Below are 24,286 nucleotides of genomic sequence, written 5' to 3' on the forward strand. Positions count from 1 at the left end.
CCCCCTTATTTTTTCTCTGCACGCAGCTGCTCCAGGTAGTGCTGAATTTCATCATCACTTCTGGTCTGCGCACTGTTCTTATCATTTTCCTCAAGGATGACACGGATGTAAGCATCCACTTCCTGCCTGCCAGCTTTAAGCCCTGCCTGCCGCGCGCAGTAACCAGCCACCAGCCCCATTTCGCCTTGGGAAAGACTGTCTGCCAAATCTGTAAGGCTAACTGCCTTGCCATCCTTCATTTTGCCCATGATTATTCCATATACACGGCGATTAAACGTCGTAATGAACTTTTCCGGCGGTAATTCGGCGATTATATACGCGGAATTTTCAGGATAATCGATCATTGCCCCCAAAAGTGCCTCCTCAGCACGCGCTGCGCGGAGATTTTGCGATTTTTCCGGATTGACTTTATCCTGCATACCTGCTGTTTGCCGACGAAACGTGCGAAACGCTTTTTTCTGGTGAGAACGCTGCTTCTTTTCCCGCAGCATTTTAACCTGCTGCAAAACAGCTGCACGCTGAATGCCAGCTTCATCTGCGAGTTTTCCGGCATATACTTCGCGTTCAATGTCACTGTCCAGCGCAGACAGCACCGCCGCCGCCTCATTCAGGTAATGAATCTTTCCCTCCGGCGTCTGCACATTAATATCTTTCTTTAACTTCGTCAGGCGATACTCCACATCATTGCCGCAGCTGTCCAAAAGCTGCTGAAAACGTGCATGTCCGCTTTCACCGTGCGTACGGATAAACTCATCCGGGTCCTTACCGTCCGGCACAACCAAAATTCTTACCGTAAGTCCGGCCTCCCGCAACAGAGGAATACTGCGGGAGGCTGCTTTCTGCCCTGCTGCATCCGCATCATAGGAAGCAACTACTTCCTTCGTATAATGTGCAATCAAGCGTGCCTGTTCCGGCGTCAGTGCGGTACCAAGCCCCGCAACTGCGTTTTGGAACCCTGCCTGATGCAGCGCAATAACGTCCATGTAGCCCTCGCAAAGTACCAGATATGGTTCAGCGTAATCTTTTGCAAAGTTCATTGCAAAAAGATTGCGTCCCTTGCTGAAAATCGGCGTATCGCTGGTATTCAGGTACTTCGGCTCTCCCTGACCCAGTATCCGTCCGCCAAATGCAATTACATTTCCGCGCAGATCAATAATTGGAAACATCACGCGGTCATGAAAACGGTCAATCGCGTGTCCGTTCCGGCTGGAAAAAGCAACATTTGCCTGTATCATTTCCTGTTCGCTGAAGCCCTTTTTGCGCAGATAATTGACCAGCGAAAAACGATCCGACGGCGCGTAGCCAAGGCCAAACCTGCTGATGGTTTTTGGAGCAAGCGCGCGCTTTTCAAAGTATTCCATGCCGGCACGCCCCTGCGCGGAAAGCAGAACACCGTGGTAGTACCGCGCCGCTTCCCGGTTCAGTTCATACAGCCGTATGCGCAGCTTTGCCAGCCCGCGGTCAGTATCACTTTCCGGTACCGTCATGCCCGCCCGCTGTGCCAGAGAACGCACCGACTCCATATAATCAAGATTGTCGATTTTTTCAATAAAGGTAATCACGTCGCCGCCCGCACCGCAGCCAAAGCAGTAAAATGAACCGTTATCCGGATAAACCGTAAAGGACGGTGATTTTTCGCTGTGAAACGGGCACAGCCCAACCAACGTACGTCCGCGCCGCTTCAGGCTGACATAGCTTGAAACAACGTCCTCAATGCTGCTGCGGGCTTTCAGTTCTTCAACAAATTCCTGCGGAAGCGGCAAATTTCAGTTCCCCTTTCCTGCGTTGCTCCGGCTGGCAGGCTCTGTCATGCAGTTTATCTGAGCTGCCAGGAATGCGGCACATAAATTTTTTCAAACAGCTCTACTGCATAAGGGTCTGTCATACCGGCAATATAGTCCACCGCAGCACGTCTGATGCCATCTTGTTGTGCAATGACGCGCATATCTGCAGTCAGGTGCTCCGGTGAAAGCGCATATTCGTACAGCTTTTCAATTACAAGTGGCACCTTGCTTTCTTCCGACTTTGCGTGTGGATTTACATACACAGACTTGTACATAAATGCGTGCAGCTTGTCAAACGCTTCCTGCACCGGTTCATCCATACGAATTACACCGTCCGCACTGCAGCATACAACTGAACGCACAAGACAGTCTATCCGCTCGCGCTTGGAATTGCCTAGCACTGCTGTAATTTCCGGCGGCAGCTGGCTTTCCTTTAAAATTCCCGCACGTTCCGAATCATCAATATCATGATTTATGTATGCAATGCGGTCTGCTACCCGCACAATACGGCCTTCCGGTGTTTTTGCCTGTGTCCCTTTTGTATGGCACAAGATGCCGTCCCGCACTTCTTCCGTCAGATTCAGCCCACGTCCGTTTTTCTCCAGACGTTCCACAATCCGCGCGCTTTGTTCATAGTGGTGAAACGATGTGCTGCCATCCTCCAGCGGATGAACTCTGCAGATTTCATCCAGTGCATGCTCACCCGCATGACCAAAAGGAGTATGGCCAAGGTCATGTCCAAGTGAAATTGCCTCTGTCAAGTCCTCATTGAAGCGCAGACAGCGGGCAATCGTGCGCGCAATCTGTGCAACCTCCAGTGTATGGGTCAAACGGGTCCGGTAATGGTCACCTTCCGGAGAAAGGAACACCTGCGTTTTCCGTTTCAGGCGGCGAAATGCCTTACAGTTGATAATGCGGTCACGGTCGCGCGAAAATGCCGTACGCAGGTCATCTTCCTCTTCCGGGTACTGTCTGCCTGCTGTATCACAAGCGTGAGTTGCAATCGGAGAAAGCGTCATTTGTTCAATCTTTTCCGTCTGCTCACGAGTATTCACAGAGTCCTCCTTTCCGTTATGCTGTTTTAAGCAGCATTTTGGCAATTTTCAAACCAGTTCATAGTATTATACGCAGAAAAAACGATTTCCCCTGCAAATCTGCAAAAAGAATCTGAATATTTAAAAATTATTCACAATTAGTCCACCACTGCAGCTACTGAAAAATACTTCTCACCAATCTGCCGTACCTGCACAGTACCGGCCGTCGCATCCGCAAGTGCCGCATTCAAGCCTGCCAGACGCTCCGCTTCCATGTGAAACTGCAGCGTAACCAAGTCCGTAAAAGAAGTGTCATCCACTACAGCATCATGTTCCGGAACCAGTGCCCCCACTTTGCCATACTGGCTGTAGGTGCAGCTTGCCTGCAGCAGCAGGCAGGGCTTCATGCAGACAATCCCTGCCTGCTCCACTGCAATAGACGCGCCGTGTGAGTATGCACGCACAAGGCCGCCTGCACCCAGTAAAATACCGCCGAAGTAGCGGGTAACCACAACCACCGCGTCTGTAACGCCTGATTTCAGCAGAACATTCAGAACCGGCACCCCGGCTGTACCCTGCGGCTCTCCATCATCAGAGCAGTGCTGCTCGCCGCTTCTAAGCACATAGGCAGAAACATTGTGTTTTGCGTCCCAGTATTGCTTTTTCAAGCGTGCCACAAAAGCCACAGCCTGCTCCTGCGTCTGCACAGGTGCCGCTGCACCCAAAAAGCGGGATTTTTTCTCAGTAAACTCGTTTGCACCCTCTGCTTTCAGTGTAAGGTACTCTATCATTTTCCGCACCTCCGCATATAGAAAAAAGGACTGCTGCAGAGCAGGGCTGACAAAACAGTCCTGTTGTGCGGCAGTCCTCAGCATTCCAGAGAAAAGCGAATCACTTTGTTGCCGAACCGTAACGCTTTTTGAACATATCGACACGGCCGCTGCTATCCACCAGCTTCTGCTTGCCGGTGAAGAACGGATGGCACTTTGAGCAAATTTCAACGCGGATGTTCTCTTTCGTGGAACGAGTGTGAATCACATTGCCGCAGGCACATGTGATCGTTGTATCCTTATACTCAGGATGGATACCTTTTTTCATGAGTTGTCACCTCTTTCAGCAAAAGCTGCAGCATAACAGCCCGGTCTGCGTGGTTGATCGCAACAAACACGAAACAGCGCAAATGGGCTCTAAACATTCGCCATTTTAACACATACGGAAATGAAAAGCAAGTTTTTTATTCAAATAAATCAGTTGCTAACCGTCTGATTACCTTTGTAAGTCACATATTCTTCCAGACAAAGGCCCATTTTCCGCATTGTCTGTGCATTGTTGGTGCCCACATACCGAAAATGACTGGGGTCATCCTGCAGGCCGGTGCGGCCTTCTTTGTCGTCTGTATATCTGCGGACAAAGCCATACTCCACACAGTGATTCAGCAGCCAATGGTAGCCGTCAGAGGACAAAAAGGCCGAATCAGATGGAAAAGTAACCGCCATGCCGGTCTGATTTTCGCTGCAGCCGCCCGGCGGAACCACTGCCGCAGCGTCACTTTCCGCCACTGCACGGGTCTTCCCTTTATTTTGCATCAGTTCCTGTATTTTCTGCTGATATAATTTTTCCTGTGCATCCGCATCTACATAGCCGCCCGTAACCTGCAGTGTATATCCCGCTGCTTTTGCATCTGCCAGCATTTTTTTGAGCGCCGGTAAAATTCGTTTGTCCACCTGCACATTTTCATAAGTGGTAAGCTGTGCTGTAAAACTGCTGCTGATTTTTTTATCCGGCGAAACAACGGTAAGCGCCCAGCTGTCGTCCGGCACGGGCAAAACATCCTCCTGCTGCAACACAGTGGAAACATCAGAAACCGCAGAAGCGGAATTTTTGCCGGTCTGCGGGCGCAGCGCCTGCCACACCAGCACTCCAAGCAAAGCCACAAGCAGCAGAATGACGGCCAGCAGCGCTGCCATCCAGTGCTTCAAGCGCCGAATACCAGCACCTGAGCCGCCTCGCGGAGCAGTGTCCGCCAACACTCTTTCCTGTCGATTGTTACGCATATATATTTTTCTCCCAATCCATTTTAAGTATTTTTCAGCAAAAGTTGCCGGATGCATGTATCATCTTCCCTATTGTAATCCCCACTGACATACTTTTCAAGGTGTTTTGCGAACGTAAAAAAAACGGTTGCATTTTTGAATATTTTGCTGTAATATAAAGTGGGCAAAATTTTGAAAGCGCTTTAACAATATTTGCGCTTCCTCTGCGGCTGCCTTCTATCAAAAATGGATATGCTTGTCAGTATCAGTAGCAGTTCGTATGTCTTGCGGACATTTTTGCATTCTTTTTCGATAAAGCCAGCAGCAACTGGACGTTAAACAGTATTGTTCCGCGGTTTCTGCTTTGCGCCTGATGAATTGATTTTTTAGAATCGAGGTCATTAATTGTATGCGTAAAACAAAAATCATTTGTACACTTGGACCTGCCACTGACGATAAAAACGTCCTGCGCGGTCTGATGCTTGCCGGGATGGATGTGGCCCGTGTTAATTTCTCGCACGGTTCACATGAAGAACACCAGGTACGCATCGATACTGTGAAGGAACTGCGCGAGGAGCTGGGCCTGCCGGTAGCTCTGCTGCTGGACACAAAAGGGCCGGAAATCCGTACGCTTGACTTCCCGGAACCAGTTGACTTGGTCGACAGTCAAAAGTACACCTTGTCAACCGAGGATATTCCCGGTGACATCAATCGCTGCGGTATTACATTTAAGAATCTGCCAAATGAAGTGTCAACCGGTACACGAATTCTGATTGATGACGGCTTGGTGGAACTGCGTGTAGATGACACCACCAGCACTGAAGTACACTGCACAGTCATGAACGGCGGCCGCATCAACAAACATAAAGGCATCAATGTTCCCGGTGCCAATCTGTCCCTGCCTTTCCTGAGTGAGCAGGACAAGTCCGATATTGCTTTCGGCGTGGAGCAGAACTTCGACATGATTGCTGCTTCCTTCACTCGCTGTGCCGATGATATCCTCAGTCTGCGCAGTGAACTGGAAAAGAACGGCAACCACGACATGCAGGTAATCAGCAAAATTGAAAGCACCGGCGGCGTTGAAAACATTGATGATATTATTCGTGTTTCCGACGGCATCATGGTTGCCCGCGGCGACCTTGGTGTAGAAGTTCCGATGGAAGAAGTTCCGGTACTGCAAAAGGAAATCATCAGCAAGGTTTTTGCAGCCGGTAAACTGGCCGTTACCGCAACGCAAATGTTAGATTCCATGATTCAGCATCCGCGCCCGACCCGTGCAGAAGCAACCGACGTTGCAAACGCCGTTTATGACGGTACCAGCGCCATTATGCTTTCCGGTGAAACCGCTGCCGGCAAATACCCGGTTGAAGCCGTGAAAACAATGTCCCGCATTGCGGAACGCACCGAGCAGAGCATTGATTACACACGCCGCTTCCGCACCAGCACTTGGACAGAACGGACTGATGTCACGTCTGCTATTTCTCATGCGACCTGCACAACCGCGCATGACCTCGGCGCAGTTGCCATTATGACTGTAACCAAATCCGGCCGCACTGCACGTACCATTTCCAAGTATCGTCCTGCCTGCCCCATTATCAGCGGCACTACCAGCCGCAAGGTCTGGTACCAGATGAACCTTTCCTGGGGTGTCATCCCGATTATGGTTGATGAAAAAGACAACACGGACGAGCTGTTTGACCACGTTGTTGATGTTGCGCGCAGCAAGGGCCTAGTCAAAAACGGTGACCTTACTGTCATTACCGCAGGCGTGCCGTTGGGCATTTCCGGCACCACTAACCTGGTAAAGGTACAGTTGGTCGGTGATGTTTTGGTCACCGGTGCCGGTATTTCCTTAGGCAGTGTGTGCAGCAACCTCTGCGTCTGCAAAAATGAGGCAGAGCTCGCCCAAAATTTTCACACAGGGGACATCATTGTTGTTCCAACCACCAGTAATGACGTTATGAAATATATGCGCAAAGCTTCCGGTATCATTACCGAGGAACCGGGCATGAATTCTCACGCCGCTATCGTGGGGCTTTCCCTGAACAAACCTGTGATTGTCGGTGCGGAGAACGCAACAAAGATTCTGCGCAGCGGTGTAACTGTAACACTGGATTCTGACCGTGGGATCGTTTATGCAGGCGATGAAAAAGCTGTCAAATAAGTTCACGCATACAGAATAATAGAATGATTAAAGAAGGCTGCTTCCGCATTGAGAAGCAGCCTTCTTTTTTTCTCCTAAACCGAAAGCAAAAACACAGCGGCAGTCCTCAGGGATTTACCGCTGTGCTGAATCTGCAATGGCGAAATATACTCTAATGGAACGCTTTATGTAGCAGCTCCATGAGAAATCTGTGCCGCTGCCGCTGGCATATTTGCAATATGAGAATGATTATGCATCGGCTGCTCTGATAAGCCAAAACTGACAGACAAAGCACGATCCACTTCCGCCATACCCTCTTCCCCAAGCCTGCCCATGTGCTCACGCAGGCGGTGTTTGTCAAGGGTACGTACCTGCTCCAACAGCACAATACTGTCACGGGAAAGGCCGGTGGCAGCGGCATTCAGCCGAATATGTGTCGGCAGGTCTGTTTTTCCGCGCTGACTTGTAATTGCCGCAGCAATCACAGTTGGACTGAAGCGATTTCCAACATCATTTTGAATGATGAGAACCGGCCTGACCCCGCCCTGCTCTGAGCCGACGACTGGACTTAGATCCGCGTAAAAAATGTCTCCACGCTTTACTTGCATTACACTCACGCTCCGCATTTTGTTTTCTGCAGATAGCATTGGCAGAAGTACCAGATTTTATACATCTGTGCTTCTGGTAACAGTGTATGCAATTCCGTGCTTTTTGGCGTTTCTGCTTGATTGGAAAAACAAAAACGGCTGAAACATCAAAGCTCTTTTTCAATTTTCAAAAAAATTTGTGGCAGTTCCGCAAGCATATCATGTGGAAGCATTGCCTGCTGCGACAAATGTGCCGCGCACCTGTCCCCCGCCAGTCCATGCAGATAAACTGCAGCGCAGGCCGCCGTAAATGATTCTGCCCCCTGTGCAAGGAACGCGCCAATCATGCCTGCCAGCAAATCGCCGCTTCCGCCGCGCGCCATGCCCGGATTCCCGGTTGGATTCTGTATAATGCGGCCGTCTGGAGATGCAACGACTGTACCCGCACCTTTTAAAACAAGCACTACATCATATTTTCGTGCAAAAGCAGATGCCGCACCTTGGCGGTCTGCCTGCACCTCATTAACGGAACAGCCCAGCAGCCGTGCCATTTCTCCCGGATGCGGTGTCAGCACTGCAGGAACCGTCAACTGATCCAAAACGTCACAATTTTTAACAATACAGTTCAGTCCATCCGCATCCAGAACCAAGGGGACACGAATTTGCTGCAGCACCTGCCGCACCCACCCCGGATGGGCAGTTGAGAAGCCACAGCCCATCACGCAGGCAGTCGCCTTTTTCAAAGAATAGAGCACAGGCGAAAAATCTTCATCATATACCGTATAAATCGGTTCCAACAAATGTGCGGAAACAATCGGGTAAATACATGCTGGCAGCGCCGCATCCACCAACCCCGCACCGCACCGAAGTGCTGCACCCGCGCACAGTACTGCTGCACCCGCCATACCACAACTTCCGCAAATGCAAAGTAAGCGGCCAAACGTCCCCTTGTTGCTGTCGATTGGGCGCTTTTTGATTACCGAAGCAGCCATTTCATAAGAAATCAGTTCCATTCTATGCTTCCTTTCGCTCCCCCGCAACAACTGCAGCTGCGGTACTGCCAGTGTGGGAAATACTGACAGAAAACTCCCACCCTGCTGCTAAAGCCGCAGCCCGACCAGTCAGGTGCAGATAAGGCGCGCCGTTTCGCTGGCGAAGCAGTTCCACTTCCCGCAGGGAAAAGCCGCACAGACCAGTGCCCATTGCCTTTGCAAACGCTTCCTTGGCACTAAAAGAAGCAGCGACGCTTTGTGCAGGAAATCCGCGCCCCTGCAGCTGGGCAAACTCCTGTTCACCCAAAATTTCTCTGCAGAAACGCGGATTTCTCATAGACCGCTGAATACGGTCAATTTCACAAAGGTCGATTCCCACCGCCAGCATCAGTGCTGCGGCACGCGCGGAAAAGCCGCCATGCTGACAGTGCGCTTCAGTGATGTTTTCACAGCCGTCTGCACACGCTCGTCCGGGCTGAACACGACCAAAATCGTGCCGTATTTGTCAAAATGACCGGTCATGTACCATTCCCCGCTGCTGCCGTTTGCAGTTGTACCTACCTGATAGGTTGCGTCAAAATGCTTGCCTGCCAGTTTCTGCGCATCATAAGTACCAATTTCATCAACATCATGCAGGTCAATGGAAAACTGGCGCTTGCGCTTACGGCGATGAATGATTTTATCACAGGTGAAGTCGCCGTTTGTAATACTGTACTCAAACTCCCAGTCGATTGATGTAACAATATAATAGATAGCAAAGCAAACGCCAACCAAAATCAGCAGTGAGAACATAAACAGTTCTTTAATAAACATGGTCAAAGTCAATATTGCCAATGCACCGACAACAGTTGCCGCCATAATAGCAAAGTCCTTTGCGCCCATTTTTCTTTTAATAATCTGTTCACAGAAAATGTCCATTTTCAGTTTTCCTCCGATGTCGTAAATTCAGTCTTTTTTTATTGTATCATAGGCGGCAGACAATTACAAACAAAATCCATGTAAACACAAACATTTTTTATGAAAACTGCTCTTTGCCGCGGCTTTATGCTTTCATGCGGCGGGGCTTGCAATCTGTGCTTATGCATGCTATAATAATCGATGCATATAAATAAAACGCTGTGAGAAAGGAAGTAGCACTCGACCGCAGACACAGAGAAGGTGTGTCATTGGCTGAAAGCACACCTGCCTGTACCGAGCTGTGAAGTTCCCTTTTGAGTGGCCCCGCTGAACCAACTGTTTAAGCAGAAAGTAGGCGGGGACGGTTGGCCCCGTTAGCGGCTGTCAGAGTATAATATAGGGTGGTACCGCGAAGTCATAGCCTTCGCCCCTTTTTGTGGGGCGGAGGCTTTTTGATTTGCAAAGAAAGGATGAAAACCGCAAATGATAAAAGATGAACTGCAGTCAATCGACCAAAAGGCGCTGCAGGACCTGCACGCCGCCGACACGCAGAAGCTGCTGGAAGAACTGCGTGTACGTTATCTGGGCAAAAAAGGCACACTGACCTCCATTTTAAAGCAGATGAAGGACCTTTCAAATGAAGAACGTCCTGTTATCGGCAAGCTGGCAAACGAGGTGCGTTCCAACATTGAAAAAGCTATTTCGACCCGTACGGAAGAGCTGAAAAAGCTGGAACTGGAACACCGCCTTCGTGCGGAAGCGATTGACGTTACCATGCCCGGCAAAAAGCAGGCGGTTGGCCACCGCCATCCGCTGTCCGTCACGCTTTCAAACCTTGAGGAAATCTTCCTTGGCATGGGCTTCAGCATTGCAGAGGGACCGGAAGTGGAATATGATTACTACAACTTTGAAGCACTGAATATTCCAAAAGACCACCCCGCCCGCGACGATCAAGATACGTTTTATATTACTGACAACATCCTGCTGCGTTCCCAAACCAGCCCGGTGCAGGTTCGCACCATGGAAAAACAAAAGCCGCCGATTCGCATTATCGCACCCGGCCGTGTATACCGCAGTGACGCAGTGGATGCCACCCACTCCCCGCTGTTCCATCAGATTGAGGGCTTAGTTGTGGACAAAAACATTACCTTTGCCGACCTGAAAGGCACACTGGAAACTTTCATTAAACGTCTGTACGGCGAGGACAGCGTCGTGCGGTTCCGCCCGCATCACTTCCCCTTTACCGAGCCGAGCGCTGAAGTTGATATGCAGTGCTTTAACTGTCACGGCGAAGGCTGCCGCATCTGCAAAGGTGAGGGCTGGATTGAAATTCTCGGCTGCGGCATGGTACACCCCAAGGTGCTTTCCAACTGCGGCATTGACCCGGAGGAATACTCCGGATTTGCCTTCGGCATTGGTCTGGAGCGCATTGCACAACGCCAGTTCAATGTGGACGATATGCGCCTTTACTACGAAAATGATGTTCGTTTTCTGGAGCAGTTCTAAATAATTGCTTTTATTGAATTATTACTGGAAAGTGTGGGATTAATCATAAAATGAACCTTTCAAAACGTTGGTTAAAAGAATTTGTAGACCTGCCCGAAATGCCCCTGCGCCAGTTCACTGAGGCAATTACCCTGAGCGGCTGCAAAGTGGAAAGCTGGAGCACCGAGGGTGAAGAAATCTCCAAAGTAGTTGTCGGCAAAGTGCTTTCTTTGGAGCATCACCCCGACAGTGACCACTTGTGGATTACCAAGACAACCGTCAACGAAGCGGAAGAACCGCTGCAGATTGTCACCGGTGCGCAGAATCTGCACGTCGGCGACTTTGTACCAGTCGCGCTGCACGGCAGCACGCTGCCCGGCGGCAAAAAAATCAAAAGGGGCAAACTGCGCGGTGTGGAAAGCAATGGCATGCTCTGCGGCATTACCGAACTCGGTCTGACAACACATGACTTCCCCTCTGCCATTGAGGACGGCATCATGATCTTGACTGTGGAAGACGGCTGCAAACTGCAGCTTGGCATGGATATCCACGAAGCGCTCGGCTTTAACGACACAACCGTTGAATTTGAAATCACTTCCAACCGTCCGGACTGCTTCTCGGTAATCGGTCTTGCGCGTGAGGCGGCCGCAACCTTTAACCTGCCGCTGAAACTGCATACCCCGATCGTAAAAGGCGGTGCAGGCAATTGCTCCGGTCTGCTGGATGTAAAAATCGAAGCGCCGGAACTTTGCCCGATTTACACAAACCGCATTGTGAAAAATGTGCGTGTGAAGCCCTCCCCGCTGTGGATGCGTGAGCGCCTGCGTGCGATGGGTGTACGTCCTATCAATAATATCGTTGATATTACAAATTACGTTATGCTGGAATACGGGCAGCCGATGCATGCCTTTGACCTGCGCAGCGTAGAAGACGGTACCATCCGTATCCGTCGTGCAAAGGCTGGCGAAACCATCACCACACTGGATGGTGTAGAACGCAAGCTGACCGAAAAGCAGCTGGTAATTGCCGACAGCAAAAAGCCAATTGCCATTGCCGGCGTTATGGGCGGCGAATACAGCGGCATCATGGATGACACCACAACGATTGTGTTTGAATCCGCAAACTTCAACGGTACCAATGTCCGTGTTACCGCGCGCGACCAGGGAATGCGCACAGAGGCTTCCGGCCGCTATGAAAAAGGGCTTGACCCCAACAACTGCATTCCGGCCATCAACCGCGCTTGTGAACTGGTGGAGCTGTTGGATGCCGGTGACGTAATGGATGGCATCATTGCTGATGACCACTCCAGCAATGAGAAGCACCGCATCCTTTTGGAGCCGGACTGGACAAATCGGTTCCTGCACACAAACATTTCCAAAGAAGAAATGAAAACGATTCTGGCAAAGCTGGAATGTGAATTTGACGATGACGAAATTCTGGTGCCGACTTTCCGCCCCGATTTGGTTCACAAGGCGGATATTGCCGAAGAAATTGCCCGCTTCTACGGCTACAATAAAATTGAGAGCAAAAAGCTGCCCGGCGGCGCGGAGGGTATTATTACCGAAGAACAACACTTCACGCGCACACTGCACCGGTATATGCTTTCTTTGGGTGCAGATGAAATCATGACGTACTCTTTCTTCTCCCCCAAGGATTATGACAAAATTTTGATGCCTGCCGATGACCCGCTGCGCAATTCACTGACCATCCGCAACCCCCTTGGCGAGGATACCAGTATTATGCGCACCACCGCGTTACCCTCCATGTTGCAGGTCATTTCCCGCAACTATAACAACCGCAACCCAGAAGCCTGCCTTTATGAGCTTGCCTGTGAATATCATCCAACCCAGCCGGACAAACTTCCAGAAGAAAAGCCCATGCTGGTTGCAGCCATGTACGGCGAGAACTACGACTTCCTTTCTGCCAAGGGTATGGTGGAAGTGCTGCTGGACCGCTTCGGTATAAAAGACTGGGACATTGCCGTCTGCAAAGACGCTTACAGCTATCACCCCGGCCGCTGCGCCAAGCTGTTTGCCGGTGAAGATGAACTCGGCATCATTGGCGAGATTCATCCGGCAGTTGCCGAAAACTTTGAAATTGGCGTCCGTGTTTATTCCTTTACGCTGGATGTAAATGTTCTGCGCGAGCACGCGCAGACAAACCACGTTTACCAGCCACTGCCGAAATTTCCCGCGGTTTCCCGTGACCTTGCGCTGATTTGCGACGCGGAAGTTCCGGTGCTTGACCTTGAAAAAGCAATTAAGCGCGGCGCCGGCAAGCTGCTGGAAAACATTCAGGTGTTTGATGTATACCGCGGCGAGCAGATTTCCCGCGGAAAGAAGAGCGTTGCGTTCAGCATTGTTCTGCGCAGTGCGGATGCAACGCTGACGGATGAACAGATTAGCGGTGCTATCAATAAAGCAATCAAGGAACTGGAAAGTGTGGGTGCTTCCCTGCGTGCATAAAGCTTCTTCCCAAAAATGCAGCAAAAACTGCTGCTTTTTCAAGGTGCACACCCAAGAATTCACAATTTCTCCCTTGCATTCCATCCCCTGCTGATGTATGATAAAACTATATCAGGAGGTGATCCTATGCAGGATAAGACAATGACTTTCTCCATCGGTGGAAACCGTGAGGAGGACATTAAAAAAATCATGAGTACGGTATATGCTGCTCTGCAGGAAAAAGGCTACAACCCCATCAGCCAAATTGTGGGGTACATCCTTTCTGAGGATCCAACATATATCACCACCCACAACAATGCGCGCAGCCTTATCCGCAGAATTGACAGGGATGAATTGCTGCAGGTACTGGTAAAATCGTATCTGCAGGCATAACTGTCAGGCTGCCGCCTGAAAAGGAGGACTCCTATGAGCGAAAAGAAAGATGAAGCTCAGTTCCCAATGTACAAGGGAAAGCCACTGGTTCGCAGCGGCGACGTACTGTACTATGGCAGTATGAAGGACAAATATGTCTGCCGACTTGAGATTAAAAGCAAAAAGAAAGTAAACGACATGGAAGTTGCCGACAAGGTCGCCATCCAGCTGATGCTGACGGATCCGGCTGTCCGTGCCCGCAAGCAAATAGTTAAGACAAGCGAAAAGCCCGGGCTTTACCTTGCCATGGACATTGCAGATGCATGGCTTACCCGTGCGCTGTCCGAAGCTGAATAAAACTTCTTTACAGGCGAAAACATACAGAATTTTGTGTGTTTTCGCCTTTTGCTTGACATTTTTCGGAAAGTCTGCTATTCTGATTGCACTTGAGAAAAGAAAGGGTATGTAAAACTTGCGTAAAACTTCCTGCTAATTGATAGAGGTACACACTGAAGGGCTTTTATGCCCTTTTGTACCTCCTGCAGGAAGTTTTCGGAGGCTTGCACGCCCTTTTTCTATGTCTGAAACTTTATTCTCTCACAGAAAATGGCCACGGAAGCTTAAAAACTTCCTGCGGCCATTTTTTGTTTTGCAGTGCGCTGCAAAAGGAGGTATAAGATTTTATGACAATGCTTGCTGTTTCACACCTGACCTTTGGCTGGCCGGGAAGCGCCGACACTGTTTTCGAGGATGTTTCTCTGCAGCTTAACACAAATTGGAAACTAGGCCTGATTGGCCGCAACGGACGCGGCAAAAGCACGCTGCTCCAACTGCTCTGCGGAACGCAGGAATACCGCGGTACCATTTCCCTGCCCGAAAAATGCGCCTGCTTCCCCGCAGCAATCCTGCACCCGGAGATGCCCGCCCGCGAAGCAGTACTGGAGGTGCTGCCCAATATGGCAGACTGGCAGCTGGAACGGGAACTGCGCCAGCTGCAGATGAATCCGGAGCTTCTGGAGCAGCCCTACTGTTCACTAAGCGGCGGTGAACAGACCAAACTGCTGCTTGCCGCGCTGTTTTTGCAGGAGGATGTCTGGCCGCTTCTGGATGAGCCAACCAACCATCTGGACCTGCAGGGGCGGGAAGTAATCAGCCGCTACCTTGCCCGCCAACGCGGATTCCTTGTTATTTCGCACGACCGCGCCTTTCTTGACGGCTGCACCGACCATATTCTGTGCATTGAAAAGAAGAAAATCGTTCTTCAGCACGGAAACTACAGTTCCTGGGAAGAAAACAAGGCGCGTGAAGATGACTTTGAAGCCGCAAAATATGACAAGCTTGGCAAAGAAGCCGCCCGCCTGCGCAAAGCGGCTGGCCGCACCGCCGACTGGGGTGACGCGATAGAATCCCGAAAATGCGGTTACAAAAATTCAGGGCTTCGCCCGGATCGCGGTTACCTCGGCCACAAAAGCGCCAAAATGCAGAAACGCGCAAAAACGGTGCAAATGCGCCAGAGTAAAGCACTGGAGGAAAAAGAAACGCTGCTTCGCAATGTAGATGAAGCACCGGAACTGACACTTTCCCCCCTGCCCTGCCGCGCAAAACTGCTGTTGGAAATGAATGCTGTAAAAATCCACTACGGCAGCAGAGAGATTTGTGAACTTCCCCGCTTTCAGCTAGCCCCCGGGGAACGTGTTGCCCTGTTAGGAGCAAACGGCTGCGGAAAATCCAGCCTTCTGAAACTGATTTGCGAGCAGAATATTCCGCACACAGGAACGGTTCACACCGCCTCCAGCTTAACGATTGCCTACCTGCCGCAGGACACTTCATTCCTGCAGGGCAGTATTCAGGAATTCGCAGACAGAAATCAGCTGAATCTGCCGCTGTTTCTAGCACTGCTGCGCAAACTCGGCTTTCCGCGGGAACAGTTCTGCAAAGAGATGCAGAGTTTCAGCGCTGGGCAGCGTAAAAAGGTGCTGCTCGCGCAAAATCTCTGCACACCCGCACATCTGTATATATGGGATGAGCCGCTGAACTACATGGATGTGCTTTCCCGTGTGCAGGTAGAAAATCTCCTGCTCGGCAGCAAACCGACCATGCTTTTTGTGGAGCATGACCGCCGGTTTGTTGAGAAAATTGCCACCCGCACGATTGCCTTATAAGAGCATGGGCTTTCTATCACAATCTTCGAAATTACACGCAAAAGAAGCTCCTTAAAGATTGCTGTAAGAAAGCAAGAAGAAATATTTGGTACAAAAAAACAACCGCCGCAGTTCACAAATCTGAACTGTCAGCGGTTATTTTTATACGGTAATGCTGTTTAATTTACACTTTGCCAATATCATGGCGGAACTGTACCCCATCCCATGTAATTTTATCTACCGCCGTATAGGCGTTTTTCAGTGCTTCGTCCAAGGTAGCACCAGTGCAGGTAACGCCCAGCACACGGCCGCCGTTTGTGTAAAATTTGCCGTCTTTTTTCACCGTTCCGGCGTGATATACCGTTGCGCCCGCAACCTGACCGTTTTCGTCCAAGCCGTGAATTTCGATTCCCTTTTTATAACTTCCGGGATAGCCGCCGCTTGCCAGAATCACGCAGGCGCAAGCGCCGTCTTTCCATTGAATGTCCAGCTTGTCCAAGGTGCCGTTGATGGTTGCCTCAAAAATGTCCACCAAATCCGTTTTCAGGCGCGGAAGCACCACCTGTGCCTCCGGGTCACCGAAGCGGGAATTATACTCAATCACTTTCGGGCCGTTTGGCGTAAGCATCAAGCCAAAGTACAGGCAGCCTTTGAAGGGTCTGCCCTCTTCATTCATTGCGTGCAGTGTCGGCATGAAAATTGTTTTCATACATTCTGCTGCAATTTCATCCGTATAAAACGGATTCGGGCTGATGGTACCCATACCCCCGGTATTTTTACCCTTGTTGCCGTCCAATGCGCGTTTGTGGTCCTTGCTGCTCACCATCGGCTTCAGCGTTTTGCCGTCTGTAAAGGCAAGCACGCTGACTTCCGGTCCGGTCAGAAATTCTTCCACAACCACTTTGCTGCCGGAAGCGCCGAAAACTTTATCTTCCATAATCGTTTTCACCGCGTCCTCGGCTTCTGCCTCGTTCTGCGCAATGATTACGCCTTTGCCCAGTGCAAGGCCGTCTGCTTTTACCACAACCGGGTATTGATTCTGCTTTTTAATATAAGCAAGCGTATCCGCTGGATTGTCGAAAACTGCATAAGCCGCTGTGGGAATCTGATACTTCTTCATCAAATTCTTGCTGAAAACCTTGCTTGCCTCAATCTGTGCCGCCGCACGGTTCGGCCCAAATGCTGGAATACCAGCCACTTCAAACGCATCTACCATGCCCGCCGCAAGCGGATCATCCGGTGTAACGCAGACAAGTCCAATTCCATTTTCTTTTGCAAAACTGACCATGCCCGGAATATCGCTGACCGAAATCGCCACGTTTTCCGCATCACAGCCAATGCCGCCGTTGCCCGGTGCGCAGTAAATCTTCTCCGCACGTTTACTCTTCATCAGAGCGCGGATAACCGCATGCTCACGGCCGCCGCCGCCAACTACCAGAATTTTCATGAACCGCACCTCTTTAATGATGGAACAGACGCATACCGGTGAACGCCATGGTCATTCCGTATTTATCGCAGGTATCAATGACATTATCATCGCGAATGGAACCGCCCGGCTCCGCTACATACTGCACGCCGCTTTTGTGTGCGCGCTCAATGTTGTCGCCAAACGGGAAAAACGCGTCGCTGCCCAGGGTTACACCGGAAAGTTCTGCAAGCCAAGCTTTCTTCTCCTCGCGGGTCAGCGGCTCCGGCTTTACTTTCAGGAACTGCTTCCAGTTATCGGTTTTCAGCAGGTCTTCCCATTCATCGGAAATATAATTGTCAATCGTGTTGTCGCGGTCAGGGCGGTGAATTCCATCCACAAATTGGAGTGCCATCACCTTCGGGTGCTGACGCAGCCACCAAACGTCCGCCTTGTTGCCCGCCAGACGAGTGCAGTGAATACGGCTCTGCTGTCCCGCGCCGACGCCAATAGTCTTGCCGTCCTTAACGTAGCAAACCGAGTTGCTCTGCGTGTATTTCAGTGTAATTAAGGAAATCAGCATATCACGTTTCGCGGCTTCCGGCAGTTCCTTGTTTTTGGTAACCACATTGTTCAGCAAATCATTGTCAATCTTAAACTCATTGCGTCCCTGCTCAAAAGTTACGCCGAAAACGTCCTTGTGTTCCACGGGAGCAGGAACATAGGAAGCGCCCATCTGCACCACGTTGTAAGTACCGCGGCGCTTTGCTTTCAAAATTTCCAGTGCTTCCTCGGTGTAGCCCGGCGCAATCACACCGTCGGAAACCTCGCGCTTGAGCAGCAGCGCTGTTTCCTTATCGCAAATGTCAGAGAGTGCTGCCCAGTCGCCATAGGAGGACATACGGTCAGCACCGCGCGCAGCAGCGTATGCGCTGGCAAGCGGCGAAAGCTGCAAATCATCTACAAAATAGATTTTTTTCAGTGTATCGGAAAGTTCCATCGCCACTGCGGCGCCGGCCGGGCTGACGTGCTTAAAGGAAGCCGCCGCGGGCAGGCCGGTTGCTTTTTTCAGCTCACGCACCAGCTGCCAGGAGTTCATAGCATCCAGCAGGTTGATATAGCCGGGGCGGCCGTTCAGCACTGTAATGGGCAGTTCCCCCTGCTGCATAAACACACGCGCAGGTTTTTGGTTCGGGTTGCATCCGTATTTCAGTTCCAGTTCTTTCATGATTGCCTCCTCAAACATTCTTGTTTGTGATTTTCCAGTCATGCTTGCCGGTCTTCAAATCAATAAAGCAAGTGTACAGCGAAACTTTATTGTCCACATTCAGGTTGTTCCAAACCTGCGCGGTGAAAGCTTCCAAATCACCGGGAACCGTCACCAGTGTGGGTTCGCCCTCAAAGCTGGGCAGCGGGCTGCCGTCGCCCATATAGGTGTGAATGTAGCGCCCCTGTCCTGCTTTCGGATTTTCGTACTCATAGAAATAGCGAAGCGTGCCGCTGGCATCATTATTATCACTTTTCAGAATGGAAAGATTAAAGTCGCCGTTAGGCTTTACAACGCCGCTGATGCGGGGCGTAAAGTTAGGCTCGTCCGGCTCAAAGGTACGTGTCAGCAGTGCATGGCGATAGCAGTGGCTCTGTTGCATATGCTCATAAATCGTATCGGTCTGGTCGCCGTTGGTCACAATTGTTTTTCCGTCAAGCTGCCGCACCGGTGCGTAAATAATCAGGGACGGGTCAGTCATTTTGCTTTCGTCAAACGCTTTGGTCTGGATACCGTCCTCTGTCGGTACAAATACGCGGTTGCGGCTGTTTTCACTGCGCCCCATAATGAAGTACGCAATCGCTGCGTGCTTGCCGTCTTCGCTGCGGCCCAAAATGATGCCGCGGCCGGGGTACGTGCAGGAGGAAAGTTCCTGCGCCAGTTCTTTGATTCTCATTCTGCTGCCTCCCTGATGTTTACTCTGCCGTTTTCCACCTGCAGTCTGCCCGCACAGAAAAGCGCCGCCGCCTTTGGCAGCAGATGCCATTCCGCCTGCTCCATCACCCGCCGCTGCAGGGTTTCCGGTGTATCGCCTGCTTGAATTTCCACCGCTTTCTGCAAAATAATCGGGCCGCCGTCGCACACTTCATTGACGAAGTGAACCGTTGCGCCGGTCACTTTCACACCACGCGCAAGTGCCGCTTCATGAACGCGCAGACCGTAAAAGCCTTCGCCGCAGAAAGAGGGAATCAGCGACGGATGGATATTGATCATTTTATTTTCGTATGCGTGAATGATACGCTCGGAAATAATCGTCATGAAGCCCGCCAAAATGACAAGCCCGGTTTGATTTTCCGCTAAAATCTGCAGCAAAGCATCATCATATGCCGTTTGCTGGGCAAATTCTTTTCTGCGCAGCACTTTTGCGGCAATGCCGGCTTTTTGGGCACGTTCCAGCGCGTATGCATCCGGGCGGCTGGAAACGACCAGAGAAATCTTTCCGTTCGGAATCTCGCCGCGGTTTTGTGCGTCAATCAGCGCCTGCAGATTGGTTCCGCCGCCGGAAACCAAAACCGCAATATTCAGCATAATACGACTCCGTCCTCTCCGGCTGCAATCTCGCCGATGATAAAGGCTTTTTCGCCTGCGTCACACAGGATGCTGACCGCTGTGTCAGCATCTTCCGGTGAAACAACGCAGCACATGCCAATACCCATGTTATAGGTATTGTACATATCATGGTCAGAAATTTTGCCTGCATCCTGAATCAGCGTGAAAATCGGCAACTTTTCGATAGAGGAAAGCTTGATTTTCGCGGTCATGCCGGGCTGCAGCATGCGCGGAACATTTTCATAAAAGCCGCCGCCGGTCACATGAGAAACTGCCTTGACTTCTACTGCCTGCATCAGCTTTTTCATGGATTTTACATAAATCTTCGTTGGGGTAAGCAACGCTTCGCCCAATGTCTTTCCCAATTCCGGTACATACTTTTTCACACTTGCTTCATCTATGCCAAGCGCCTTACGCACCAACGAAAAGCCATTGGAATGAACGCCAGAAGACTGCAACCCAACAATGACGTCACCTGCTTTCACTTTGCTGCCGTCAATGATTTTTGCCTTGTCCACAATACCCACAGAGAAACCGGCAAGGTCATACTCTTCGTCTGGCATCAGTCCGGGGTGCTCTGCGGTTTCGCCGCCGACCAGTGCACTTTCTGCCTGCACACAGCCTTCCGCTACACCGCCGACAATGGTTGCGATTTTTTCCGGGAAATTCCGGCCGGTCGCAATGTAATCCAGGAAAAACAGCGGCTGCGCACCGCAGCAGATAACATCATTGACACACATCGCGACGCAGTCAATGCCGACTGTGTCGTGCTTATCCATCAAAAACGCAATTTTCAGCTTTGTACCGACACCATCGGTGCCGCTCACCAGTACAGGCTCCTGCATTCCGGAAAATTCCGGCTTGAACAGGCCGCCAAAGCCGCCAATGCCGGAAACCACCCCGGCGGTTTTGGTGCGGGCAACATACTGCTTCATCAGTTCCACTGACTTGTAACCAGCGGTCACATCAACGCCGGCCTCTTTGTAGCTGTTGCTGTAACTATTCTTGTTCATATTATTCCTCCGAATTTTGATTGCGCTTTCGCCTTTTTCCAGTTCCACTACACTTGCTGTTCGCTTTACAGTTCTTTGAGCTTCTCCTGAATGGCAGCATCCTTTTTCGCAACACCTTCCGCCATGTCTTTCTTTGCCTGCGTAAGCTTTGCCGCCAGTTTGTCATCCGAAAGTGCCAGCATCTGCGCCGCTAGGATTGCCGCGTTTTCCGCGCCGTCGATTGCCACAGTAGCAACTGGAATGCCGCTTGGCATCTGTACGGTGGCAAGCAGTGCTTCCATGCCGCCTAAGTTGGAAGACTTAATCGGGATGCCGATTACAGGCAAAGTTGTGCTTGCAGCCAGCACACCGGCAAGGTGAGCCGCCATACCTGCCGCCGCAATGATGACCCCAAAACCGGCTTCTTTCGCGCTGCGTGCAAAAGAAGAAGCCGCGTCCGGCGTACGGTGTGCGCTCATTACATGTACTTCGCAGGGAATTTCCAGCGCATTCAGTTTTTTAATTGCTTTGCTGACGGTTGGAAAATCGCTGTCGCTGCCCATAATGACCGCTACTTTTTTCGTTGCCATTGTTAACCACTCCTGTATACAAATTTATTTACACATAAGAAAATAGACTGTGCCCAAAACGGGTACAGCCTATTTTTGCGTATAGGGAGAGCCGGAAATCTGATGCATCTGCTCGCCCCCTCAATAAACTTTAATATCTCTATTGTAGGGGAAAATGCAGATAAATGCAAGATGTGACCGGCTTTTTCCTGAAAAATTCAAAAAACTATATTATTTCGGGTCTTTGGGGTCGGTAATTATTTCTTTCAAAGAGGTAGCCAGACCCGCCAGACTCTGGATTTCGGAAGGGATAATGATCTTTGTGGCCTTGCCGTCAGCTGCTTTCTGGAAAGCTTCAAGGCTCTTCAGAGCAATGACGCGGTCGCTCGGATTTGCATCATTCAAAAGTTTCAGTGCATCCGCATAGGCGCTCTGCACTTGGCGGATAGCTTCCGCCTGCCCCTGTGCCTGACGGATTGCAGATTCTTTCTGTGCATCTGCGCGGAGAATGGTGCTCTCCTTTTCACCTTCAGCCACCAGAATTGCACTCTGTTTCTGACCTTCTGCTTCCAGAATACGAGCGCGGCGCTCACGCTCTGCCTTCATCTGCTTCTCCATGCTTTCCTGAATCTCAGTCGGCGGCAGGATGTTTTTCAGTTCCACACGGTTGACTTTAATGCCCCACGCGTCAGTTGCTTCGTCCAAAATTGTACGAATCTTGGTGTTAATGAAGTCACGGCTGGTCAGTGTGTGGTCCAGCTCCAAGTCGCCAATGATATTGCGCAGTGTGGTCGCAGAAAGGTTTTCGATTGCAGAAACCGGGCGTTCCACACCGTAAGTGTACAGCTTTGCATCTGTAATCTGAAAATAAACGACCGTATCAATCTGCATGGTAACGTTATCTTTTGTAATAACAGGCTGTGGCGGGAAATCGACGACCTGCTCTTTCAAAGAAACATTTTTAGAAACCTTCTCAATGAACGGAATTTTGAAGTGAAGTCCTGTACCCCATGTAACATGGTAGGCACCCAAACGTTCTACAACATAAGCATGTGCCTGCGGTACAATTTTGATGTTGGAAATCAGAATAATCAATAAAATAACAATGACAGCAGCGAGTACAATCAATCCTGTAGGCATAATTTTTCTCCTCTCGGTGCACTGTTTTGCTTCAGCGCAAATAAAATTCATGCATGGCTTACAATTACTTTGACGCCTTCGATTCGCTTGACCAACACATTTTCGCCGGCGGCAATGACCGCACCATCTTCTGAACGTGCAGTCCAAATGCTGCCCAGCACCTTAACAAGGCCGCGTCCGGCGGTGTTGTCGATTTCCTCTGTTACAACGCCGGTTTTGCCAATGTAGCGGTCGGCATTGGTTTCTGCCTTGTGAAAGCGGGTCATCTTTTTTACCAACGGCCGCGTGAGCACTAAAGTTGCAACCGCTACAGCAATGAAAAGGATAAACTGTACCGGAATACTAGCGCCGCAGGCCGCTGCAATGACAGCTGCTATGCCGCCAACAGCAAACCAGATGCTGACCAGCTGCACGGTGACAGCCTCAACAATCGCCGCAATCACAACGATTACCAGCCACACAAACGGCATTGCTGCCAAAAGCTGATCCCACATTTTTTTCACCTCCATTCGATTGACAATATATTAGCATAACTTCCAATGCAGTACAACCGACAAAGAAACCAAATTCTAACAATTAAACGCGGTTTTGAGTAAAAAAACGCTTTTTCACTCAGGAGGTCTGTCACACAGGTTCTGTGGAGTTCAATCTGCAGTTCGCGCAGTTTTGTAAATCATTATAAAATTGTAATCATTCCGCTGTTCAGTAAGTATATGTAGCTTTCGCGCTGGACATTCAAAAGTGAACGAGCAACAGCAGCGTCCCTGCTGTCAACAATCCCAAACCCACAGCCGACTTTCGGTTCAGTTTTTCTTTCAGCAGGATAAATGAAAACAGGATGGTGACTAAAATAGAAAGTTTGTCTATCGGCGCAACGATGCTTGCGCTTCCTTCCTGCAGTGCGTGGTAATACAGCATCCAGGAAAGGCCGGTCGCAAGTCCGGAAAGTGCCAGAAACAGCCAGCTCTTTTTATCAATTTTTCCGATTTCTTTGTGCAGTCCGCGTCCAAAGACAATGCCCCATGCAAGGATTAATACCACCACGGTGCGTATTGCCGTGCCGAGATTGGACTCCACTCCCTGTATGCCTACTTTACCGAGGATGGCCGTCAAGCTGGCAAATACCGCCGAAAGGACTGCCCAAACAAACCAGCTTCTGCTTTTCCCTGCAGGAGCATCCCCTTCTTTTTTCTGAATCATCAGCATAGTACCCGCCAAAATCAATACCATGCCAATCAGCATATTAGCAGAAAACGCTTCGTTCAGGAACAAAAATGCAAGGACCATTGTCAGCACAGTACTGGATTTATCAATGGGTGCTACTTTGTTGACATCGCCAAGCTGCAGTGCACGAAAATAGCAAATCCAGCTGGCACCGGTTGCCGCACCGGAAAGAATCAAGAACACCCATGTTTGCGACTTGAGTGTAAAAATTGTGCCGCCTGAACCCGCGATACCGACCATTAACCACGCAAACAGCACCACCACAATCGTCCGCAGTGCCGTAGCAAGGTGTGAGTTGACATTTTGAATGCCGATTTTCGCCAAAACCGCTGTAATACCGGCGAAGAATGCCGAACCAAACGCATATAGAACCCACATTGATATTTGCCTCTTTACTATGTAAAATCGCGTTTTGTAAGAAAAACCTCCGTCACCTTAGCGGCGAGGA

General features: G+C 50.4%; 24 protein-coding genes and 1 other annotated feature. Of the genes, 6 read left to right on the plus strand and 18 right to left on the minus strand.

Going from position 1 to position 24,286, the window contains the following annotated elements; genetic code table 11:
* Nucleotides 1-5 precede the first annotated feature (5 nt).
* From dnaG to H6X83_RS08155, 5 genes are all read right to left on the minus strand, one after another.
* Complete coding sequence (dnaG, locus tag H6X83_RS08135) at nt 6-1,763, minus strand: DNA primase (protein ID WP_212506001.1); 1,758 nt, start codon at nt 1,761-1,763, stop codon at nt 6-8.
* A 53-nt stretch (nt 1,764-1,816) separates the two neighbouring features.
* Entirely contained in the window at nt 1,817-2,839 is a 1,023-nt protein-coding gene (locus tag H6X83_RS08140; protein WP_212506002.1) for a deoxyguanosinetriphosphate triphosphohydrolase, read from the minus strand.
* Nucleotides 2,840-2,976: 137 nt separating this feature from the next.
* The gene (locus H6X83_RS08145; RefSeq protein WP_212506003.1) at nt 2,977-3,609 is read right to left on the minus strand and encodes a YigZ family protein; all 633 of its coding nucleotides are present in this window, start codon (nt 3,607-3,609) and stop codon (nt 2,977-2,979) included.
* Between the two features lie 100 nt (nt 3,610-3,709).
* Entirely contained in the window at nt 3,710-3,916 is a 207-nt protein-coding gene (rpmE, locus tag H6X83_RS08150; RefSeq protein ID WP_212506004.1) for a 50S ribosomal protein L31, read from the minus strand.
* Nucleotides 3,917-4,065: 149 nt separating this feature from the next.
* Nucleotides 4,066-4,872, minus strand: a complete 807-nt coding sequence (locus H6X83_RS08155; protein WP_212506005.1) for a M15 family metallopeptidase — start codon at nt 4,870-4,872, stop codon at nt 4,066-4,068.
* Between the two features lie 388 nt (nt 4,873-5,260).
* Between H6X83_RS08155 and pyk the strand changes: the two genes are divergently transcribed.
* The gene (gene pyk / locus H6X83_RS08160) at nt 5,261-7,015 is read left to right on the plus strand and encodes a pyruvate kinase (RefSeq protein WP_212506006.1); all 1,755 of its coding nucleotides are present in this window, start codon (nt 5,261-5,263) and stop codon (nt 7,013-7,015) included.
* A 164-nt stretch (nt 7,016-7,179) separates the two neighbouring features.
* Here the strand turns inward: pyk and H6X83_RS08165 are convergent, their stop codons facing one another.
* The 4 genes from H6X83_RS08165 to H6X83_RS08180 form a co-directional block, all read right to left on the minus strand.
* Complete coding sequence (locus H6X83_RS08165; RefSeq protein WP_212506007.1) at nt 7,180-7,602, minus strand: type II toxin-antitoxin system PemK/MazF family toxin; 423 nt, start codon at nt 7,600-7,602, stop codon at nt 7,180-7,182.
* 146 nt (nt 7,603-7,748) lie between these two features.
* A complete protein-coding gene (locus H6X83_RS08170) occupies nt 7,749-8,594 on the minus strand; it encodes an NAD(P)H-hydrate dehydratase (protein WP_212506008.1) in 846 nt (281 codons plus the stop codon).
* A gap of 1 nt (nt 8,595) precedes the next feature.
* Entirely contained in the window at nt 8,596-8,961 is a 366-nt protein-coding gene (gene acpS, locus H6X83_RS08175) for a holo-ACP synthase (protein ID WP_212506009.1), read from the minus strand.
* Nucleotides 8,961-9,491, minus strand: a complete 531-nt coding sequence (locus H6X83_RS08180; protein ID WP_212506010.1) for a DUF6106 family protein — start codon at nt 9,489-9,491, stop codon at nt 8,961-8,963. The genes acpS and H6X83_RS08180 overlap by 1 nt, the downstream gene beginning before the upstream one ends.
* A 191-nt stretch (nt 9,492-9,682) precedes the next feature.
* Nucleotides 9,683-9,905: a binding site (T-box leader), on the plus strand.
* 51 nt (nt 9,906-9,956) lie between these two features.
* On the opposite strand from H6X83_RS08180, the gene pheS reads away from it, so the two are divergent.
* The 5 genes from pheS (at nt 9,957) to abc-f (ending at nt 15,933) form a co-directional block, all read left to right on the plus strand.
* Nucleotides 9,957-10,976, plus strand: coding sequence for a phenylalanine--tRNA ligase subunit alpha (gene pheS / locus H6X83_RS08185; RefSeq protein WP_212508531.1), 1,020 nt, complete (start codon nt 9,957-9,959; stop codon nt 10,974-10,976).
* A gap of 50 nt (nt 10,977-11,026) precedes the next feature.
* On the plus strand, nt 11,027-13,420 hold the full coding sequence (gene pheT / locus H6X83_RS08190) for a phenylalanine--tRNA ligase subunit beta (protein WP_212506011.1): 2,394 nt from the start codon (nt 11,027-11,029) through the stop codon (nt 13,418-13,420).
* 126 nt (nt 13,421-13,546) lie between these two features.
* Nucleotides 13,547-13,792: an IreB family regulatory phosphoprotein gene (locus H6X83_RS08195; RefSeq protein WP_212506012.1), complete on the plus strand. Its 246-nt coding sequence runs from the start codon at nt 13,547-13,549 to the stop codon at nt 13,790-13,792.
* A 33-nt stretch (nt 13,793-13,825) separates the two neighbouring features.
* On the plus strand, nt 13,826-14,128 hold the full coding sequence (locus tag H6X83_RS08200; RefSeq protein ID WP_212506013.1) for a hypothetical protein: 303 nt from the start codon (nt 13,826-13,828) through the stop codon (nt 14,126-14,128).
* A 326-nt stretch (nt 14,129-14,454) separates the two neighbouring features.
* The gene (gene abc-f / locus H6X83_RS08205) at nt 14,455-15,933 is read left to right on the plus strand and encodes a ribosomal protection-like ABC-F family protein (RefSeq protein WP_212506014.1); all 1,479 of its coding nucleotides are present in this window, start codon (nt 14,455-14,457) and stop codon (nt 15,931-15,933) included.
* Between the two features lie 163 nt (nt 15,934-16,096).
* Here abc-f and purD read toward each other — a convergent pair whose 3' ends face one another.
* The 9 genes from purD to H6X83_RS08250 form a co-directional block, all read right to left on the minus strand.
* Nucleotides 16,097-17,359, minus strand: coding sequence for a phosphoribosylamine--glycine ligase (gene purD / locus H6X83_RS08210; protein WP_212506015.1), 1,263 nt, complete (start codon nt 17,357-17,359; stop codon nt 16,097-16,099).
* 13 nt (nt 17,360-17,372) lie between these two features.
* A complete protein-coding gene (locus tag H6X83_RS08215; protein WP_246419094.1) occupies nt 17,373-18,545 on the minus strand; it encodes a phosphoribosylaminoimidazolecarboxamide formyltransferase in 1,173 nt (390 codons plus the stop codon).
* Nucleotides 18,546-18,555: 10 nt separating this feature from the next.
* Nucleotides 18,556-19,260 (minus strand): IMP cyclohydrolase, encoded by a 705-nt coding sequence (locus H6X83_RS08220; protein ID WP_212506016.1) that lies wholly within the window; start codon nt 19,258-19,260, stop codon nt 18,556-18,558.
* Nucleotides 19,257-19,892: a phosphoribosylglycinamide formyltransferase gene (gene purN, locus H6X83_RS08225; protein ID WP_212506017.1), complete on the minus strand. Its 636-nt coding sequence runs from the start codon at nt 19,890-19,892 to the stop codon at nt 19,257-19,259. Before purN ends, H6X83_RS08220 begins: the two co-directional genes overlap by 4 nt.
* Nucleotides 19,886-20,926: a phosphoribosylformylglycinamidine cyclo-ligase gene (gene purM, locus H6X83_RS08230; RefSeq protein ID WP_212506018.1), complete on the minus strand. Its 1,041-nt coding sequence runs from the start codon at nt 20,924-20,926 to the stop codon at nt 19,886-19,888. Before purM ends, purN begins: the two co-directional genes overlap by 7 nt.
* A 65-nt stretch (nt 20,927-20,991) precedes the next feature.
* Nucleotides 20,992-21,495, minus strand: a complete 504-nt coding sequence (purE, locus tag H6X83_RS08235; protein ID WP_212506019.1) for a 5-(carboxyamino)imidazole ribonucleotide mutase — start codon at nt 21,493-21,495, stop codon at nt 20,992-20,994.
* A 210-nt stretch (nt 21,496-21,705) separates the two neighbouring features.
* A complete protein-coding gene (locus H6X83_RS08240) occupies nt 21,706-22,614 on the minus strand; it encodes an SPFH domain-containing protein (RefSeq protein WP_212506020.1) in 909 nt (302 codons plus the stop codon).
* Nucleotides 22,615-22,661: 47 nt separating this feature from the next.
* A complete protein-coding gene (locus H6X83_RS08245; RefSeq protein ID WP_212506021.1) occupies nt 22,662-23,108 on the minus strand; it encodes an NfeD family protein in 447 nt (148 codons plus the stop codon).
* Nucleotides 23,109-23,349: 241 nt separating this feature from the next.
* The gene (locus H6X83_RS08250; protein ID WP_212506022.1) at nt 23,350-24,216 is read right to left on the minus strand and encodes an EamA family transporter; all 867 of its coding nucleotides are present in this window, start codon (nt 24,214-24,216) and stop codon (nt 23,350-23,352) included.
* Nucleotides 24,217-24,286: the final 70 nt, after the last annotated feature.

It is taken from the genome of Caproicibacterium amylolyticum (assembly GCF_014467055.1).
Lineage (GTDB): Bacteria > Bacillota > Clostridia > Oscillospirales > Acutalibacteraceae > Caproicibacterium > Caproicibacterium amylolyticum.

Bases quoted from the DNA above. Each gene is read 5' to 3' on its own strand.
- purD (WP_212506015.1), bottom strand. From the start codon at position 17,359: ATGAAAATTCTGGTAGTTGGCGGCGGCGGCCGTGAGCATGCGGTTATC.
- purN (WP_212506017.1), bottom strand. From the start codon at position 19,892: ATGCTGAATATTGCGGTTTTGGTTTCCGGCGGCGGAACCAATCTGCAG.
- rpmE (WP_212506004.1), bottom strand. From the start codon at position 3,916: ATGAAAAAAGGTATCCATCCTGAGTATAAGGATACAACGATCACATGT.
- H6X83_RS08215 (WP_246419094.1), bottom strand. From the start codon at position 18,545: ATGAAAGAACTGGAACTGAAATACGGATGCAACCCGAACCAAAAACCT.
- pyk (WP_212506006.1), top strand. From the start codon at position 5,261: ATGCGTAAAACAAAAATCATTTGTACACTTGGACCTGCCACTGACGAT.
- H6X83_RS08200 (WP_212506013.1), top strand. From the start codon at position 13,826: ATGAGCGAAAAGAAAGATGAAGCTCAGTTCCCAATGTACAAGGGAAAG.
- H6X83_RS08145 (WP_212506003.1), bottom strand. From the start codon at position 3,609: ATGATAGAGTACCTTACACTGAAAGCAGAGGGTGCAAACGAGTTTACT.
- H6X83_RS08170 (WP_212506008.1), bottom strand. From the start codon at position 8,594: ATGGAACTGATTTCTTATGAAATGGCTGCTTCGGTAATCAAAAAGCGC.
- H6X83_RS08240 (WP_212506020.1), bottom strand. From the start codon at position 22,614: ATGCCTACAGGATTGATTGTACTCGCTGCTGTCATTGTTATTTTATTG.
- pheT (WP_212506011.1), top strand. From the start codon at position 11,027: ATGAACCTTTCAAAACGTTGGTTAAAAGAATTTGTAGACCTGCCCGAA.
- H6X83_RS08155 (WP_212506005.1), bottom strand. From the start codon at position 4,872: ATGCGTAACAATCGACAGGAAAGAGTGTTGGCGGACACTGCTCCGCGA.
- H6X83_RS08165 (WP_212506007.1), bottom strand. From the start codon at position 7,602: ATGCAAGTAAAGCGTGGAGACATTTTTTACGCGGATCTAAGTCCAGTC.
- purM (WP_212506018.1), bottom strand. From the start codon at position 20,926: ATGAACAAGAATAGTTACAGCAACAGCTACAAAGAGGCCGGCGTTGAT.
- abc-f (WP_212506014.1), top strand. From the start codon at position 14,455: ATGACAATGCTTGCTGTTTCACACCTGACCTTTGGCTGGCCGGGAAGC.
- acpS (WP_212506009.1), bottom strand. From the start codon at position 8,961: ATGCTGGCGGTGGGAATCGACCTTTGTGAAATTGACCGTATTCAGCGG.
- H6X83_RS08250 (WP_212506022.1), bottom strand. From the start codon at position 24,216: ATGTGGGTTCTATATGCGTTTGGTTCGGCATTCTTCGCCGGTATTACA.
- H6X83_RS08220 (WP_212506016.1), bottom strand. From the start codon at position 19,260: ATGAGAATCAAAGAACTGGCGCAGGAACTTTCCTCCTGCACGTACCCC.
- H6X83_RS08195 (WP_212506012.1), top strand. From the start codon at position 13,547: ATGCAGGATAAGACAATGACTTTCTCCATCGGTGGAAACCGTGAGGAG.
- purE (WP_212506019.1), bottom strand. From the start codon at position 21,495: ATGGCAACGAAAAAAGTAGCGGTCATTATGGGCAGCGACAGCGATTTT.
- H6X83_RS08180 (WP_212506010.1), bottom strand. From the start codon at position 9,491: ATGGACATTTTCTGTGAACAGATTATTAAAAGAAAAATGGGCGCAAAG.
- H6X83_RS08245 (WP_212506021.1), bottom strand. From the start codon at position 23,108: ATGTGGGATCAGCTTTTGGCAGCAATGCCGTTTGTGTGGCTGGTAATC.